This window comes from Deefgea tanakiae (assembly GCF_019665765.1).
GTDB classification, from domain to species: domain Bacteria; phylum Pseudomonadota; class Gammaproteobacteria; order Burkholderiales; family Chitinibacteraceae; genus Deefgea; species Deefgea tanakiae.
The window spans coordinates 135,570-152,391 of record NZ_CP081150.1 but is presented as its reverse complement, the minus strand read 5'-3'; the positions used below and the strand labels follow the sequence as shown (position 1 = coordinate 152,391).

The 16,822-nt window shown below is 48.0% G+C and carries 16 protein-coding genes and 3 tRNA genes; 6 read left to right on the top strand and 13 right to left on the bottom strand.

Annotation, left to right across the window (positions count from 1 at the left end):
* Positions 1-12: 12 nt before the first annotated feature.
* Positions 13-936: a ChbG/HpnK family deacetylase gene (locus K4H28_RS00730; RefSeq protein ID WP_221006378.1), complete on the bottom strand. Its 924-nt coding sequence runs from the start codon at positions 934-936 to the stop codon at positions 13-15.
* Positions 937-1,105: 169 nt separating this feature from the next.
* Here K4H28_RS00730 and K4H28_RS00725 point away from each other — a divergent pair, with 169 nt between their 5' ends.
* Positions 1,106-1,276 (top strand): hypothetical protein, encoded by a 171-nt coding sequence (locus tag K4H28_RS00725; protein WP_221006377.1) that lies wholly within the window; start codon positions 1,106-1,108, stop codon positions 1,274-1,276.
* Here the strand turns inward: K4H28_RS00725 and K4H28_RS00720 are convergent.
* The 4 genes from K4H28_RS00720 to coaD all read right to left on the bottom strand — a co-directional run bounded on the left by K4H28_RS00720 (position 1,273) and on the right by coaD (position 5,119).
* Positions 1,273-2,694, bottom strand: a complete 1,422-nt coding sequence (locus K4H28_RS00720) for an exonuclease domain-containing protein (RefSeq protein ID WP_221006376.1) — start codon at positions 2,692-2,694, stop codon at positions 1,273-1,275. The two genes, K4H28_RS00725 and K4H28_RS00720, sit on opposite strands and share 4 nt — an antisense overlap.
* A 103-nt stretch (positions 2,695-2,797) precedes the next feature.
* Positions 2,798-3,736 carry a class I SAM-dependent methyltransferase gene (locus K4H28_RS00715; protein WP_221006375.1) on the bottom strand — a complete coding sequence of 313 codons (939 nt, stop codon included), beginning with the start codon at positions 3,734-3,736 and terminating at the stop codon, positions 2,798-2,800.
* 110 nt (positions 3,737-3,846) lie between these two features.
* Positions 3,847-4,599: a substrate-binding periplasmic protein gene (locus K4H28_RS00710; protein ID WP_255573573.1), complete on the bottom strand. Its 753-nt coding sequence runs from the start codon at positions 4,597-4,599 to the stop codon at positions 3,847-3,849.
* A 34-nt stretch (positions 4,600-4,633) separates the two neighbouring features.
* Complete coding sequence (gene coaD, locus K4H28_RS00705; protein ID WP_221006374.1) at positions 4,634-5,119, bottom strand: pantetheine-phosphate adenylyltransferase; 486 nt, start codon at positions 5,117-5,119, stop codon at positions 4,634-4,636.
* Positions 5,120-5,363: 244 nt separating this feature from the next.
* Here coaD and K4H28_RS00700 point away from each other — a divergent pair, with 244 nt between their 5' ends.
* Complete coding sequence (locus tag K4H28_RS00700; protein WP_221006373.1) at positions 5,364-6,518, top strand: ABC transporter substrate-binding protein; 1,155 nt, start codon at positions 5,364-5,366, stop codon at positions 6,516-6,518.
* Positions 6,519-6,626: 108 nt separating this feature from the next.
* On the opposite strand, the gene K4H28_RS00695 is transcribed toward K4H28_RS00700, so the two are convergent.
* The 4 genes from K4H28_RS00695 to K4H28_RS00680 form a co-directional block, all read right to left on the bottom strand.
* The gene (locus K4H28_RS00695) at positions 6,627-7,160 is read right to left on the bottom strand and encodes a hypothetical protein (protein WP_221006372.1); all 534 of its coding nucleotides are present in this window, start codon (positions 7,158-7,160) and stop codon (positions 6,627-6,629) included.
* A 117-nt stretch (positions 7,161-7,277) separates the two neighbouring features.
* Positions 7,278-7,353 (bottom strand) — tRNA-Asn (locus K4H28_RS00690).
* 65 nt (positions 7,354-7,418) lie between these two features.
* Positions 7,419-7,494: transfer RNA gene (locus tag K4H28_RS00685), tRNA-Asn, on the bottom strand.
* Positions 7,495-7,558: 64 nt separating this feature from the next.
* Positions 7,559-7,634 (bottom strand) — tRNA-Asn (locus K4H28_RS00680).
* A 74-nt stretch (positions 7,635-7,708) separates the two neighbouring features.
* Between K4H28_RS00680 and K4H28_RS00675 the strand changes: the two genes are divergently transcribed.
* From K4H28_RS00675 to K4H28_RS00665, 3 genes are all read left to right on the top strand, one after another.
* On the top strand, positions 7,709-8,980 hold the full coding sequence (locus K4H28_RS00675; RefSeq protein ID WP_221006371.1) for an AsmA family protein: 1,272 nt from the start codon (positions 7,709-7,711) through the stop codon (positions 8,978-8,980).
* 77 nt (positions 8,981-9,057) lie between these two features.
* Complete coding sequence (ygfZ, locus tag K4H28_RS00670; RefSeq protein WP_221006370.1) at positions 9,058-10,083, top strand: CAF17-like 4Fe-4S cluster assembly/insertion protein YgfZ; 1,026 nt, start codon at positions 9,058-9,060, stop codon at positions 10,081-10,083.
* 60 nt (positions 10,084-10,143) lie between these two features.
* Complete coding sequence (locus K4H28_RS00665) at positions 10,144-10,929, top strand: enoyl-ACP reductase FabI (protein ID WP_221006369.1); 786 nt, start codon at positions 10,144-10,146, stop codon at positions 10,927-10,929.
* 45 nt (positions 10,930-10,974) lie between these two features.
* On the opposite strand, the gene fliD is transcribed toward K4H28_RS00665, so the two are convergent.
* On the bottom strand, positions 10,975-12,378 hold the full coding sequence (gene fliD, locus K4H28_RS00660; protein WP_221006368.1) for a flagellar filament capping protein FliD: 1,404 nt from the start codon (positions 12,376-12,378) through the stop codon (positions 10,975-10,977).
* 106 nt (positions 12,379-12,484) lie between these two features.
* On the opposite strand from fliD, the gene K4H28_RS00655 reads away from it, so the two are divergent.
* The gene (locus tag K4H28_RS00655) at positions 12,485-13,246 is read left to right on the top strand and encodes a class II glutamine amidotransferase (RefSeq protein WP_221006367.1); all 762 of its coding nucleotides are present in this window, start codon (positions 12,485-12,487) and stop codon (positions 13,244-13,246) included.
* Positions 13,247-13,295: 49 nt separating this feature from the next.
* Here the strand turns inward: K4H28_RS00655 and K4H28_RS00650 are convergent, their stop codons facing one another.
* From K4H28_RS00650 to pap, 3 genes are all read right to left on the bottom strand, one after another.
* Positions 13,296-14,375, bottom strand: a complete 1,080-nt coding sequence (locus tag K4H28_RS00650; RefSeq protein ID WP_221006366.1) for a hypothetical protein — start codon at positions 14,373-14,375, stop codon at positions 13,296-13,298.
* A gap of 138 nt (positions 14,376-14,513) precedes the next feature.
* Positions 14,514-15,107: a malonic semialdehyde reductase gene (locus tag K4H28_RS00645; protein WP_221006365.1), complete on the bottom strand. Its 594-nt coding sequence runs from the start codon at positions 15,105-15,107 to the stop codon at positions 14,514-14,516.
* Positions 15,107-16,603, bottom strand: a complete 1,497-nt coding sequence (gene pap, locus K4H28_RS00640) for a polyphosphate:AMP phosphotransferase (RefSeq protein ID WP_221006364.1) — start codon at positions 16,601-16,603, stop codon at positions 15,107-15,109. The genes K4H28_RS00645 and pap overlap by 1 nt, the downstream gene beginning before the upstream one ends.
* Between the last annotated feature and the right edge of the window lie 219 nt (positions 16,604-16,822).

The window sequence follows — 16,822 nt, the reverse complement described above, 5'->3', positions numbered from 1 at the left end:
CCCAAACAGCTTCTATTTATATTGGCTCAGGCAGTTTTTGGGATTAGCCACCACGCTACGCTGCAAAGCGTGTAATGGCGCATAGGTCAGCGGTTTAAATCCCAATGATTGAATGTGCTGCTGCAAAGCAGGATCTTGCCACGCGGCAAAGTCAGTCAGCCGCAAAGTCAGATCGGCAATCGCAGCCTTGGCCGATGCGCTGTCTTCGGCGGGATGAATCCCGATCGTATGCACACCTGCGGGCAGCTCACTGATTAAATTAAAATAACCGCGATAAGCCACGCCCCGTTCGCGCTGGCTAGGGTTGTAGTGCATCGAAAACGTATCGGGCGTCACAATCCCCTGTTGGATTTGAAACTGCTGCGTTAATTTCATTTGCTCGGCATTCGATTGACGAAATACCTGCAATAAAACCGGAATGCCCGTTTCTTTGGCGAGCGAAAAATACAACTCAGTCAAAGCTGGGCTCGCATCCCAAAACAGCATGTGCGCATCCAGATGCGTCGCCTTCAATCCTGCCGCTTGCACTTTGGCAATTTGCGCCAACAATTCTTTTTTCACTTCGGGCAAATTGGCGTACTGAGCGACTTCGGCCGTCGTCGCCCACAAGCGACCTTGTGGGTTGTATAACGATGGAACTTCTTTCTTGGAAAGTACCGCGCCCCAAGGCTGCTTGTCTTGCCATTCATTAGTCAGAGTGAGATGCACACCAACGCTCATATTGCGCGCTTTGGCCATTTTGGCGGCTGCTGCAAAATTCGGCGTCGGCGGCATCATTGAAATATCTTGAATCTGCCCAGCATCAATCAGCTTGAATGCCGCTTTATCCAAATCGGGATGCATACCCACATCATCCGCATTCACAATCAGGTATTTTCCAGCTGCCGGAAGTCCAAGACATTCTGCTAATGGTGTGGCCTGTGCCGCTGACATCATAAGACTACATAAAAGAATGCCCAGCCTAAGTCTTTGCATCGCACTGCCCTCATTTGAAAAACAAAGCGCCCTACATTAGCAAATCATCACAAACCATTCATCAAGCTGTCTTGAAAATTTCATATAAAAATAGTTTAATACCCAATACCAACTCGGTGTCGGGGTCAGTATGAAACTCTTTTTACTTGCACTCTTTTTATTGGTCTACACCGCAGTCTCGGCGGCATTACTCAGCAATAGGCCGAAAATGGCACTGCACGGCAATGCAGCTCAAGCCATGTGCATGGCGGGAGACTCAGCGCGCGCCTGCTGGCACAACTTAGAACATCGCTTAAATTAGATCTGCTGAATTTTATCTACCAGTTTCTTGATCTCGCTGCGAATCAACTTCGCCATATCCACATCATAGGCAGGCTTACTGGTTGCGATCAGCTCTGCTAATTCATTCACATCACCGATTTGCCCAAGATAGCACCAGTTATCGATGACATGCAGCACGGGCGCCCATTCTGGCCCTTCAGCAATCGCAATCGCACCAGCATACGGCCACGGTGCGAGTTTGTGTTTGGCGAGTGCTGCGAGTAAACGACCATTGTGCAAGCCCATAGCTTCGCGCCCAATGCACGCGCCACGGCAATCACCTTGCAAATGTGCCGTACATGGGCCGCCCTCTTTGCGCGGCGCTTCTAAGCCCAACACTTGGCGGCACAAGCCCTGCCCTTTGATGACGCGATTCATGATGTTTTGTGCTTCGCGCGCGCCACGGAAAGGGCCAAACAATTCGCCACGCGCAGTGGCAAGCTGGCTCAAGGGCAATAATTTAGGCTGCAGCGCCGTGATTTCTTCACCGCGCACAGCTTTGGGCAAGGCGATTTCCCAGACCGACTGAGTTTGATCGACTTTTTGCCGCACCACCGGATTCATCCGTGGGCGCAGTTCTTGAATCAATTTTCGCTCTAGCAATGCGCTACCCAAATCGCCCGAAGTTTCAATCCAGTCAATGCGCCGTAAATCACGCGCCAAATACGCGGCGGGGCCTTCATTGGCTTTTTTGCCAAAATGCTGCAATACGCGGCGGCGAATATTCGAACTGCTGCCAATCCACAGCGCTTCATCGTTTTCGCCATAAAACACATACACACCAGCGGTATCGGGCAGATCATCGATCACCGATTCGTCGATTTGTGCTGGCAATGCAGGCGGGCGAATCAACTCATCAATCGCTTGCTGGACGCGTTCAGCGCCCAAGTCTTTCACTGCTGCTTGCAAGAATTGGTAAATCAGCTCGGCATCGGTTAATGCGCGGTGGCGCTCACCGTGATATTTCAAACCATGCCGTGCGATCAACGCATCGAGGCTGTGCTTGAATTCATCGGGATAGAGTTTGCGCGAGAGCTGTACGGTGCAGAGCACTTTGGCACGAAACGTCAGGCCAAGACGCTTAAATTCATTGCGCAAAAAGGTGTAATCAAAGCGCGCATTGTGCGCGACGAAGATGCGATTTCTGAGTTTTTCTTGTAATTGAGCGGCAAGGTCGGCCAATAGCGGCGCATCTGCCACCATCGCATCATCGATTCCCGTCAATCGTTGAATAAATGGAGGTATAGACTGGCAAGGATTAACCAATGATGACCATGAGGCAATACCCTCTGCATCGACCTGAAGCAGACCCACTTCAGTGATTCGATCCGTCGTGGGATTGGCGCCCGTGGTTTCCAGATCAAGCAGCACCAGCGGTGCAGGATAAATAGCGTTCATTTTTTGCACCACAGAAAGCACAAAGACGCAGAGGAGCACGCTAGAAAATCACATAATGCGCGTGATTTCGTCTGTGCCACTGCGTCTGAGTGGTCGATCGATTTTATTTTTTCACAAAGCGGAAGCACTGATGAATCCGCTTATTGCGGAAGTCTTCCGGAATTGACGAAGCGGTGAGGTTTTCTGACATTCCAACAAACATCGGGTCGAGCTCAAAGCTGCGCAAATTGTTTGAGAAATACAGTACGCCACCGGGCGCCAGCAAAGACAGGCAGGATTCAATCAAATACGCATGGTCGCGCTGCACGTCGAGTACGCCGAGCATTTTCTTCGAATTGGAAAAACTTGGCGGATCCATCACGATCAAATCATATTTTTGCGTGCTGCACGTCGCTTCACGTAAAAACTCAAACACGTCGGCACGCACCCATTGGTGATTGCCAGCGTCCATACCATTTAAGGCAAAATTACGCCCCGCCCAATCAAGATAAGTATTCGACAAATCAACCGTCATCGTCGAAACCGCACCACCCGCCGCAGCGTAAACACTAAATGCACCGGTATAGCTAAATAGGTTGAGGAAACGCTTGCCGTTCGCCTCCATCATCACACGTTTACGTGTATTACGGTGATCGAGGAACAGGCCCGTATCGAGGTAAGCTTCGAGATTGACTTCGAATTTCAGGCCGTTTTCTTCGACCACAAAAAACTCGCCCGCGCCTTCCGTTTTTTCATATTGCGTCAGGCCTTTCATGCGCTTGCGGATTTTGAGCGAAACGTGCTCGAGCGGAATGCCAAACACTTCGGCAGTCGCTGCATGCACTTCATCCACCCACGTCGAATACGCTTCGTCGGTTTCCATCCAGCCGGTGTCGTACTCTTGTAAATGCACGCGGTCGCCGTACACATCGACAATCATCGGAAACTCAGGCACATCGCGGTCGTAAATGCGATAGCAAGTCAGCCCCTGCCGACGCGCCCATTTACCCCAATGGCGCATATTTTTAGTGAGACGATTTTTATAACTGGAGAGATCAGACATGGCAGCAACTGAAAAGCAAAAGCGTAGTTTACCAGTTTGCAAGCGCTCGTTCGCAGGTATTATGCTTTTGAATTCCTGATGTTACATTGCATCAAGCCGCTGCAATCGACCTAGGGCAACAAATAACGACTCACAATTTTGGCATAACTGCCGTCGCGCTTCATTTCTCGTAAAGTCGCATCAAACTGATCACGAGTTACTTGTAGATGATTTTTTTTGGCAAAAGCGATATAGCTAGGAATCTGCTCTATTTCAGGCGAGAGCATACTGACTTTTTCTGCTTGCCCCATTTGCTGCAAAATATGCAAAGCGCCTAATTTATTACTCACCAAAATATCAAAGCGCCCCTGCAATAACTTCATCACATTTTGTTCACCGGTGTCGGTAATATCAGGAGGGGAAATCTGGTGATTGCTCACGGCCTGATCAAAAATATCACCATAACTGACTTTGCGAACCACACCAAAACGATACTGCGCCAAGGCGCTTAATTGACCATCAAACTTAATCGGTGAATCTTTGCGCGTAAACAATGCCATACTTTGATGGATTAAGATTTCATTTGAATAATCAGTGAAAACGGCACGTTCTTTCGTTTTATAGATGGTAAAAATCGCATCACTCTGCCCCTGCTCAATACGATAAATCGCTCTAGCCCAAGGTAAAATACTGATCTTGATCGGTTGCTTCATGCGGCGAAAAGCCTCTTGGATCAGTTCAACCGCCATCCCCTTTACTTCACCTTGTGCTTGATATGCATAAGGTGGATATTGCAGCGTGACCAACTCCAATACTTTTGCGCTAGCCGTCGGTGTGATCATCAGAGCAAAAAAATAAAGAGCCACCAAAGCAAGCCTAGCCATGAGAAGCTCCTTGCAACAAATCAAAATTCGCGTTTTAACGCCCTGCCAATAAACGTAAAAAGACTGGATCAGGCACATATTGCTTCACGACATTTTCCCAGCCAGTTGGACCAACAAGGCCTTTGACCATCGTCGAGCTAATTTCAGCAATTTCTCGTGGCGGCATCAAGAAAATGGTATCGATATGCGGAGCCAAATCGGCATTCACATAACGCATTTTGCGTTCAAACTCATAATCTGCCGCTTCGCGAATCCCGCGCAGAATAAACTGCGCGCCTTGTTCACGGGCATAATCGACGAGAAAGCGGTTTTCGAAGATTTCAACGCGCAAATTAGGCCAATGTGAAGTGGTCTCACGTAACATCGCTACACGATCAGCAACGCTAAAGGTGTAACGTTTGTCGGGATTCTCACCGATGGCGACAATCATTTCATCAAACAAATTGACGCCATGCTCGATCATCCATAAGTGCCCCTTGGTAACCGGATCAAAGCTCCCTGCGTATACAGCACGCCGCATATACCCAACTCCAAATGAATCACTGAAAAACAAACAAGACTACAAAAACTGACATCCAGACAGCATATAATAGTCAGCTTAGTACTGCATGATGCGGCATTTTAGGCTCGCTTGCCAATGCCTAGAAATGAAAAAGTGCGCAATCTCCAGCGTATTACTACGTTGCAGCGGGCGAATACTATACCATCAGCAAACAATAATTTAAGATGCTTGGCAGAGAATGACACTCGGAGGGGATTGGAACGTGTTAAAAAAAATCATCATTGGCGTTAGTCTAACGATTTCTACATTGGCTCAAGCTGAAATTATTATTGGGCAGTCCGTTCCGACCACGGGCATTGCCGCAGAAACTGGCAAAGCCATTGCCTTGGGCGCATCGCTTTACTTCAATAGCATCAATGGACGCGGCGGTATCAATGGCGAATTGATTACGCATATTGTTCGCGACGATGGTTATGATGCAAAACGTACAGTCAAAAACACCATCGATTTCATCGAAAAAGAAAATGCCGTCGCTCTCATTTCCTACTTTGGTACCGAAGGCGTCGCTGAGCTCATCAAAACGAAAACTCTAGATAACGCTGGTATTCCCTTAGTTTCAGTACATAGCGGCGCCGAGTCTTTGCGCGGCAATGGCAGCTTATTCGTTTTTCATACCCGCGCAAGCTTCACCCAAGAAACTGATCGCTTGGTTAAACTACTCGCCGGCAATCTTGGCGTAACAAAAATTGCCGTTGTGGCAGAAAAAGGCGCACTAGGCCAAGCAGGGGTTGCATCATTAAAAACATCTCTCGCCAAAAAGCAATTAACGCTAATGGGCGAAGCTTCATTTGATGGCAAAACCGGCGACACCAGCAAGGCCGCGCAAGAGTTGGCCAAGCTCAATCCCGAAGCAATTATCATTGTTGCTCTATCTAAACCTGCCGCAAGCTTTGTTCAACAATACAAGGAAAAAGGCGGCACCTCACAGATTTACGCGCTATCTCAGGTTCAATTTGAAGAAGTTGCAAAAACCATCGGAAAGAAAGGTGGCCATGGCCTAGGTATTAGCCAAGTCTTCCCCTACCCCTACAATCCTCGTGAGCGCCTCATTCAAGAATTTCAAACTGCCGTATTTAATGAGATGGGTACAGGATCAGGCAAAGAAGACTCCCTGGCTGCCATTGCAAACTACCCAAGCTACGCCATGCTAGAAGGCTATATTTCTGCACGACTTATCGTAGAGGCCATCAAACGAGCCGGCAAAAGTCCAACTCGCTCCTCCATCTACAATGCACTGACGACCTTGAAAAAGTATGACATGGGTGGTTTTATGATTGATTTTTCGGATAAAAAACGTGATGGTTCAAACTTCGGTGAAATCACGATGATGTCGCCAACAGGGGCCTTAACTCGTTAAACCCAGCATTTATAGATACATACAAAAAAGCGGCCACCAACAGGGGCCGCTTTTTTGTAGCTTCACTACGATGGGCAACTTAAACGCCACGTCTCACATAATACATACTTAATGACCTGCTGATGGAGTGGCGGTCTTCTTACCTTTTTTTAAACACTCCTGCCAATTAGCAGCGGTACTACCACTACCCTGAATCAAGCAGTCACCCGCTTTCAAGCGCAAATAAGCCTCGCCCGGATCAGAACTAGTACCTGCAGATCCACCTGAATCGGTAATTTTGGAATGCGTCTCACCCGTCTTTTCTGCTTTGCTACTGGCATGCTTCAAATCTGCGATCTTATCTTCAAGATCCCGTACATGATCTTTTTTTGCTTTTAGCTCGCCCCGTAGCTCTACCATTTCTTTATCTAATTCGGTACGTTTATCTAAAGAATCGGTCAGCGCATCTTTTAATTTTTCAATTTGAGTCAGATAAAACTTCTTCTCGAAATTTTTTTTCGCCATGCCAATAGCGATGCCAATCAAGAGAAACAAAATTACGAGAATAAATACACCAGCGCCGATAATGGCAAGCCGATGCTGGGCAAAGAACCCTTGAGGGGGAGTATGTGTCGACTCAATAGCCGGAACATCTTCAGACATTTGAACATCCTTCGTGACAAATATACAACAAGCATAAACGGGTCAACGACGAAGTTCAAAAAATTCAGATTGAAAAACAATAAAAAAGGGCTAACTTTTCAGTTAGCCCTTCGTATTTGGCTCCTCGACCTGGGCTCGAACCAGGGACACACGGATTAACAGTCCGTTGCTCTACCAACTGAGCTATCGAGGAATTGATTTTTATTGCTGATCAAATCAGCTTTTTGCTATTACATAATTTTAACAGCTCTAGTGTTTTGGCTCCTCGACCTGGGCTCGAACCAGGGACACACGGATTAACAGTCCGTTGCTCTACCAACTGAGCTATCGAGGAATTGATCTATGCTGACGATCAAATCAGTTTGATGTTGCTATTACTCTAACAACTTCGGTATTCTTGGCTCCTCGACCTGGGCTCGAACCAGGGACACACGGATTAACAGTCCGTTGCTCTACCAACTGAGCTATCGAGGAATCGCTTAGGAGGCGTATAATAGCGATCCATCGCTGAGCAGTCAAGAATAACCTAACAATTTTATCGACTAAAGATGCCTAATCCAAAAAATCTACTTATTGGCAGTGCTGTAATCATTGGCCTTGCCGCGGCCTTGCCGTTGGTATTTCCTTATGACGCCGTCAAAAACCAACTAGAAAACAAACTAACAAAAATCAATGGTGGCAAAACCACCATCGCTAAAATTGAATTTAGCTATCAACCGGCGCCTGTGTTTACTTTACAAAATGTGGTGATCGACTCTCCCGAAGCTGCTCAAATTGCAGAAGTGGCCATTCCTGTCACCAGCTATAACCTGCTGAACTATGGCAAATCCATTCGTGACGTCACCGTACGCAACGCGACATTCTCACGCGCTTTTGCTCTGGATTTGCCTAACCGTGTTAAATCAGACACCAGCGGCGTCAAAATTGATCGACTCAATCTGGAGCAAGCTTCAGTCAAACTGGAATCGAATACCGTAGGCCCCATCGATGGTGAGTTGCTTTTCAACCCTGATGGCAGCATTGGCGACTTAGTGATTCGCGCCGACCAAGGCCGCGCAGAAATTCAAGTGCAACCCGCTTCAGCGGGTCAATTCAAAGTGCAATTCAACGCCAGAGGTTGGGAATTGCCATTTGGTCATCCGGTTAAGTTTGATTTTCTTAAACTGATGGGCACTGCCAACGCCGACGGCTTGCTTATTTCGGACATTCGCGGCGACATTTATGGCGGCATCGTGACAGGTAGCGCACAACTAGCTTGGGGGCAAGAATGGATACTTACCGGACAAATATTCAGTAAGACCATCAATGTAGAGCCGCTGATTACTGTGTTTAGCCCCATCACTCGCAGCACAGGCCGTATGAATAGTGATGTTACGTTTAAATATCAAAGCCCAACTTACAATCAACTTTTTAAACAACCACAAATTCAAGGTCGCTTTATTATCCAAGACGGCACCCTACATAACTTTGATTTAATCACTCCACTTAAATCGCAAAGCCCAACAGTACTTCGTCGCGGAGGTCAAACCAACTTCAGTACGCTGGCTGGAGGTATAACCATCAACACTAATTCAATCAAGCTACACAGCTTAATACTCGAATCTGGAAAACTTCGCACCCGAGCAAACGTTGTCATTCAAGAGGGCAAAATCTCAGGCTCTGCCGCTTCACAACTGGCTGCGGGCGCAGTCATCGTGAGCAACAACCTGAACATCACGGGTTTATTATCGGCACCCGAGTTGCGTAGCGAAGGCTCAAATCGCCCGCAAAGTGACGTCATCAACAATACAGCGCAAACCAAAGACGAAATCATCGAATAATCCGTTAAACTTCGGACATGCCTTTACGCCCCGTTTACGGGGCGTACTTACTTTTTGCCAAATGAGGATTAATTGCAATGAACTGGAACGAATTTCTACTTCAAGCAGGTGGAGCCATCGAAGGCGAGAATATGAATGTAATTAGTTATGGCGCAGCCAAGCAAGAACTCGAAGCGCTTGAAACCAGCGCTGTGTGCTGCCCATTACTGCAGTATGGTTTGATTCGTTTTCAAGGCGAAGAAAGCCAAGCTTTTCTGCAAGGGCAACTCTCAAGCGACATTCGTGCACTCACTCAGGGCGCGGTGCAGTACTCAAGCTATTCAACCCCCAAGGGTCGAATGCAAGCGAGCTTTCTAATTTCCCGCCAAGGCGACGACTATTTACTGCAAGTGGCCACCGAACTTCAGGCCGCCATTCAAAAACGCCTTTCGATGTTTATCATGCGGAGCAAAACCAAAGCCAGTGATGTCAACGCGGAATGGGTTCAAGTCGGCGTTGCAGGGCCAAATGCCACTGCGATCATCATAACAATGTTTAATTCAGCGCCAACTGCGCTTGAAGCACAGCATCATGACAACGCAACCGTGATTGGTCTTGAAGGCGCACGCTATCAGATCATTGCTAATCCAGAACACATGCAATCGATTTGGGGGCAACTGATCGCCAATGGCGCAACAGCATCGAGTTCGGCGGTTTGGCAACTAACAGAAATTCGTGCTGGCGCTCCGTGGATTACCGGCGCAACGCACGAAGAATTCGTCGCACAGATGGCCAATATGGAATTAATTGGTGGCGTTAGTTTTACGAAAGGCTGCTACCCCGGCCAAGAAATTGTGGCGCGCACCCAATATTTAGGCAAACTGAAGCGCCGCACTTATCGCATGCATGTCGACAGTCTTGATGTTGCTGCTGGGCAAGACGTGTATAGCCCTGAAATGAATGGTCAAGCCAGCGGCAAAATCATGCTCGCAGCGCCAGCACCGCAAGGCGGCTCAGAAGTATTGGTCGTGGCACAAATTGCGAGTTTAGAACAAGGACTTCACTTAATTGATGCAAACGGCCCCCAATTGACTCAATTAAGCCTGCCCTACGCATTGAACTAAACCCAAAAAAGTCTTTTCATCATATAATCGCGAAATTCGCACAAGCAAGGATGTCGCCCCATGGGGTTTCTCGCTAATAAAAAAATCTTAATTTGCGGTCTATTGTCAGATCGCTCCATCGCCTATGGCATTGCCGAGGCCTGTCGTCGTGAAGGCGCTGAGTTGGCTTTTACCTATGTGGGTGAAGAACTCAAAGAACGCGTTGCCCGTTTGGCCGCTGATTTTGACTCAACCATCGTCCTACCTTGTGATGTTGGTAGTGACGAACAAATTGAAGCGCTATTCCCTGCCTTGGCTGAGTTTTGGCCGACGTTTGATGGTTTGGTTCATTCGATTGGTTTCGCGCCACGCGACGCGCTTAAAGGCGATTACCTTGACGCAGTCACGCGTGAAAACTTCAAAATTGCTCATGACATCAGTTCATACAGTTTTGCAGCGCTCGCCAAAGCAGCGCGTCCGATGTTGAATGAAAAATCATCATTGGTCACGATGTCTTACTTGGGCGCAGAACGTGCCATTCCGAACTACAACGTGATGGGCTTGGCCAAAGCCAGTCTGGAAGCGAATGTTCGTTATATGGCCGCGGCACTGGGTACGAGCAAAGAAATCCGCGTTAATGGTGTTTCAGCAGGCCCAATCAAGACTTTGGCTGCTGCTGGCATTTCTGACTTTGGTAAATTGCTCAAAGGTGCTGCAGAAGCGACACCTTCCAAACGCAATGTGACCAAAGAAGAAGTCGGCAATGTAACGGCGTTCTTGCTCTCTGATTTGTGCTCAGGCATGACTGGTGAAATCTTGCACGTCGACATGGGCTTTAGTATTGGCGCTGGTGCACTAGCAGGTTAATCCGCATCGCTCAAAAAAAGCCCACTTTTTAGTGGGCTTTTTTCCTTACTGATACTGCGCAATCGCAATGTACTGCATCACACCTGCCATGACCCGTGAGTTGAGTGGCTGCTGACTCAGGTTTTCCCTAGGTGATGTTGAAGGCAATAGACTTGATACGGCTTGATTAGTTGCCAAGCCTGCTGACGCTCGTAAACCGCGCCACACATTAGCAAAACTATTCTGTGTATTCATAGCTGCATTCACTTGAGTCTCTAATTTTTCAGACATCAGATTCAATAATTCATTCACTGATTCGGGTTGCGCCAGTGCCTGCTGGCTCAATTGTGTTTCATTTAAGTACAACTTACCCGAAGCATCTCGACTCAGACCGATATCGGCAATTTCTAACCGTGCCAAGCCCTTGCCCACACTGAGATTGGCCACACTATCGCTCAACTGACTACGCACCCTACTCGCCGCAGCATCGATATTACCCAGCAAGGACTCTCGAACTTGATTGTAACGCTCTACCACACCAGCAAAATTCTTCGTCACGGTGTCGGTGTCACGGGAGAAGCTCAGCGCCACACTTCCCTGCCCCAGCAGTTGAACTTGAATATTGCTAATTTTGTCTTCAAATTGATTATCCGTACTCATCACATCGCGTGCATCGATTGTTAACTTTGCATCTTGCGCCACTCTCGTTGCGACCTGCCCTTTTCTCAGGTCAAAATTTAAAGCTGATAAACCAGCGTCATCGCTATCGTTGCCATCATTGTCTAGCGCTTGAATGACAAACCCCTGCTCTTGCCCCGTTGCCTTGCCAGTCAACTCCAAGCGGCTTCCCGCTCGATCCCGCAATACTTCGGCGCGAATGCTTACACCACTTCCGTTAATCGCTTGGGCGATACCCGCTAACGTATTATTTTGATCGGTGATATTGATGGTGACAGGTTCACCAATGGGCGCAGTGCCAGCACTTGCACGCTGAATTAGGAGTTTCCCTGTACCAATTTGCGCTTCAGAAGGTGAAAAATTCCGAGTTTGAATTTGCTGACTTTGCGCCAATTGCTTGATCTCCAGCGAAAGCGCTGGCAGCAATAGACCACCTTGAGTCGGCTTTGCCGTAATCAGCTCCGGCTGTGAGCTTTGCACTTTGAGTGGGTTGCGGCTTACGGTTTGCTCTTGCAGCTTAGATTTAAACTCAGCCAAGCTTGCTTGCGTACGCGCGGCGGCTGAAATCTTCACCTCTGAACTACTACCAAAGCGCTTTGATAATTGCTGAGCAGCAATATCACTCGATGCTGAGTTCAAACCTAGCGCACTTAACTTGCGCACGGCATTAAGTTGATTTATTTGATAGGTTTCTGCCGCAGACAAGCCACTACCGCCGCCACGGACGGGTGTAGAACGGGCATAATTAGCAATCGATGATAAATCGCTACTTCGCTGAATACGGCCTAGCATGATGACCTCCTTTGTGCGCTCACCGACTTCATATTAAGAACGGTTCACACAAGAGATACACTTTCACTTTACGCTTTTTCTACACAAAAACAAGAGGTTGCCGACAATGTGCCAACTACTCGGAATGAATTGCAATACCCCAACCGATATCGTATTTTCATTTGAGGGTTTTCGTTGCCGTGGCGGTCTCACCGATGAGCACGGCGATGGCTGGGGAATTGCTTTTTTTGAAGGGGATGGCTGTCGCCTTTTTCTTGATTATCTGCCTTCTATCAGCAGCCCCGTCGCAGACCTTGTCCGTAGCTATCCGATCAAAAGCAAAAATGTGATTGCGCACATTCGTAAAGCAACGCAGGGTCAAATCAACCTCGCCAATACCCATCCATTTCAACGTGAACTGTGGGGGCGGTATTGGATATTTGCGCATAATGGCAATCTGACCGAACTACCGAGCCTTGCCGAGTCTCGCTTTCACACCGTTGGCAGCACCGATAGCGAACATGCTTTTTGCTGGATACTCGATCAGCTTGCTCGGCAATTTGAGGAAATGCCGAGCCGTACCCAGTTGCACCTTGCGATGCAAAGCCTAGCGCAACAGTTGGCGCAGCATGGCACCTGTAATTTTTTACTTTCGGATGGCGATACGATGTTTGCTCATTGCAGCACAGTGCTGCATTACATCGTACGGCAAGCCCCCTTTACCGTAGCGCATTTATCCGATATGGATATGGCGGTTGATTTCTCAGCAGAAACCACGCCCAACGATCGCGTTGCGATGATTGCCACTCAACCGTTGACGGATAACGAGACGTGGACGCCGATGCACTCAGGTCAGCTCTTGATGTTTGTCGAGGGAATAATTCAATAACATATGTATATCTTGCCAGGCATTATTAGTTAATGGCCAGCAAGAGATACTATACTTCATGCTGATGTAAGCCCAACAATGCGAATACAGTATCGTCGAAATATTCGCCTTTCTCATCAAGCTGGCGCAACTGAAACGAAAGACGCTCCAAAGTAATTTGATTTTGTGCAAAACGATCACGCGTGGTTTTCATACTCGCCGCTCTTGCCGCCAGTTGAGCACGACGCGCTTCGATTTCTTTGCGTTCCCTTTGGTGTCCACCCACCGATAAATACAGCCAAAAAATCAAAACCCCTGCGTACCACCAAAACTCAAAAAACAAACAGGCAATTGCTATCAAAGTCAGCACTAGATACCAAATCTGATCGGCTTGATCAAATCCAGGCGTAATGACAGAAAGCGCAGGCCAGCGCCGTTTCATCATCGAGGCGATTCGTGTGTCATCAGTGGCATCGCGTTTTTTTCTCGCTAATGCGCCATCCAAAGCCAAACTGATATACCAATGTGTAACCACTCGCGAATGCAGCCATTTCGCTTCTAAATACTCGGCCATCTTGCCGTGCAATAAGTCGCGAAACTGGCTGCTCGAAAGCGGTGGCACGCTATCGTTATACGGATCTTTTAATGCATTCTGTACTTGCAGTGGGTATCCGGCCACATCTATTAGCATTCTTCGTCTAGCGGCCAATACATCAGGATCAATCATAATCATCGGATGATCAAGATGTAGGTAGTGCTGCAATAAAACGTCGAGTTCATCAAACCGAGGATGCGTGCCCGGCTGATCACGCATTAACTCTCTCACTCGCTTTAGCTCTTGGCGCACCAAATCAGCAATCGGCCCCGCCTCGGGCACCCAAGGGCGACGCAGTAGCGTTTCAACTTTATCCAGCGGATCGTCATAGTGGCGAAAATAAGCGTCGTTATAACGCCCTAACTCCTCTTCATCACGTGCTTTATCCCCCGACAATAAAGGGCGTGTGGGTGGGCTACGGCGCAAATCCAATGCGATGCGATTAGCTTGACTATCTAGCTCGGGAGCAACTCCCGCGTAGGCGAAAATTGGATCTAGTTCGTGGCGTTTATTGCGCCAGTCTTCGAGGGCCTGCCAAATACTCCAATCCGCCATGCTTTATTTTATTCCCTGAGAAATCAAACGCTGTAAAGCCAATCAATTCAAGTTTGAATTGAAATTTTAAATCCGAATGTAAATTGTTTTAGAAACTGACGAAACATTGATACTTCGCATTCGCCCCTTCCTAAACCGCTATTCTATCCAGCATACCTCAGCAAAGGGTAATCGTGGATCACGCGCCGGCAGTTGCTGTGCATCACCATAACCCAAATTAATCAGCAAATTACTTTTCCAGCGACTGTCTGTGAAAAATTCAGCATCGACCAAGGCTGGGGTAAACCCACCCATCGGGCCACAATCCAAACCCAAACTCCGTGCAGCAATGATCAAATATGCGGCCTGCAAAGTCGCGCTTTGCAAGGCCGTACGGCTGATTTTTTCGGCACTGCCATTGATAAACCAACTGCGCGCATCGGCACGTGGATATAAGTCAGGCAGATGATCATAAAAAGCCAAATCATGCGCCACAATCACCGTCACGGGTGCCGACATCGTTTGCTCGATATTCGACTCGGACAGGCAAGGCTTTAACCTCGCCTTGGCCTCTGCCGATTTGATAAACACAAAACGCGCGGGACACGAATTAGCCGAAGTCGGCCCGAATTTGACTAAGTCATACAAACTAACCAGTAAATCGTCTGGCACGGGCTTTGCCAGCCAATGACTGTGCGTCCTCGCCTGTGTGAACAACTGCGCTAAAACGACCTCTGGTAAAGCGTGCGGCATTATTTGTGACCCTTTGCGTTAACCGCTTCTTCGATCTGCTCACATAAATGACTAAGCACCTCAAGTCGAGCGTGGTATTTATTATTCGCGCCAATCAAATACCAAGGCGCTGCCGGGGTACTGGTGCGCTCGATCAAATCACTGGCTGCCGTGACATAATCATCCCACTTCTCGCGATTACGCCAATCTTCTTCGGTGATTTTGAAACGCTTGTATTCAATCGCTTCGCGACCATTAAAGCGATTGAGTTGCTCTTCTTTGCTAATCGCCAACCAAAACTTCACAACAATCACATTGGCTGAGCCAATTTGCGCTTCAAAGTCATTGATCTCACCATATGCTCGCATCCAATCAGCGCGGCTGGCAAATCCTTCAACACGTTCGACCAGTACCCGACCATACCATGAGCGGTCGAACAAAGTAATCTGGCCATGCGGCGGTAAATGCCGCCAGAAACGCCATAAATACGGCTGAGCGCGTTCTTCTTCAGTTGGAGCGGCAATCGGTATAGTTCGATATTGCCGTGCATCCAGCGCCGCAGTAATGCGACGAATCGCGCCCCCCTTACCTGCCGCATCCATCCCTTCAAATACACACACCACCGAGAAATTTTTAAACTTCGGATGGCGAGTCAAACCATTTAGCCGGCCTTGCAACTCTTCTAACTGAACTTTGTAGGATTCTTTGCTCAGGTCATTGTCCAGCGGCAATTTATCCAACAATCGCACACCATCAATCGAAGCCATCAGAGGCGCGGCATCCACCCGATTTTGTTTAACAGACGTACGTTGCAAGTGATGACGAATCGATTCCTCAATTTGCCGCCCCACCGAAATGCTCCGGTAATTCGCATCAGTACCTTCTACGACTCGCCACGGCGCGTCCGCCAAATTAGTGCGTAGCAATAGATCACGATAACGCTCAATCATTTCATCGTAATGTTTTAAAAACCACTCGTCGGATTTCTCAACGCGCCATGCTGTACGCGGGTCGGAACTCAATTTTTTCAATTGTTTTTTCAGCTGTTCTTTGGGCAAATGCAGCCAAAACTTCAGCACCAACACGCCCTCGTCGGCCAACATTTTTTCTAAGCGCACAATCTTGCTTAATTCGCGCTCATACGCACCGGGGTCGGCCTGATCCTGCATTTGATCCCACATCGGTCCGCTATACCAACCGCCGAACATGATCGCCATCTTGCCTTTCGGCGGAAGAACACGCCAATAGCGCCAAAATGGCGGGCGGGCCGCTTCTTCGTCGGTCGGTGCGGCAAAGGCGTGTGTCGCGATATGGCGCGGATCAAGCCACTCAAGCAATAGATTGGCCGTTTCCCCCTTGCCCGCCGTCGGCACGCCGCCCAATAAAATCACCACTGGAAATTCAGCGCGCTGCTTTAAATCATATTGGATCGACAATAAATTTTGCCGTAACTCCGCCTCAAAGGTCTGATAAGACGCTTTATCGAGCTTATGCCCCAACTCTGCCGATTCAAACATGATATGACTCCAAAAAGTGACCTTTCATTATTGTCCGAGTTACGCAATTACGAAATCAAAAAACCAATTTTGATACCGTATATGAACACAAGGCAAGCTCAGCAAAATTCAAGCAGAGATACATCCACTATTATGGATTTTATTTGGAAGATTGAAGCGATGTGCTATGCGCTTTGAACAAAAAAAAGAGGCTTTCGCCTCTTTTTTCAAAAACTTCAT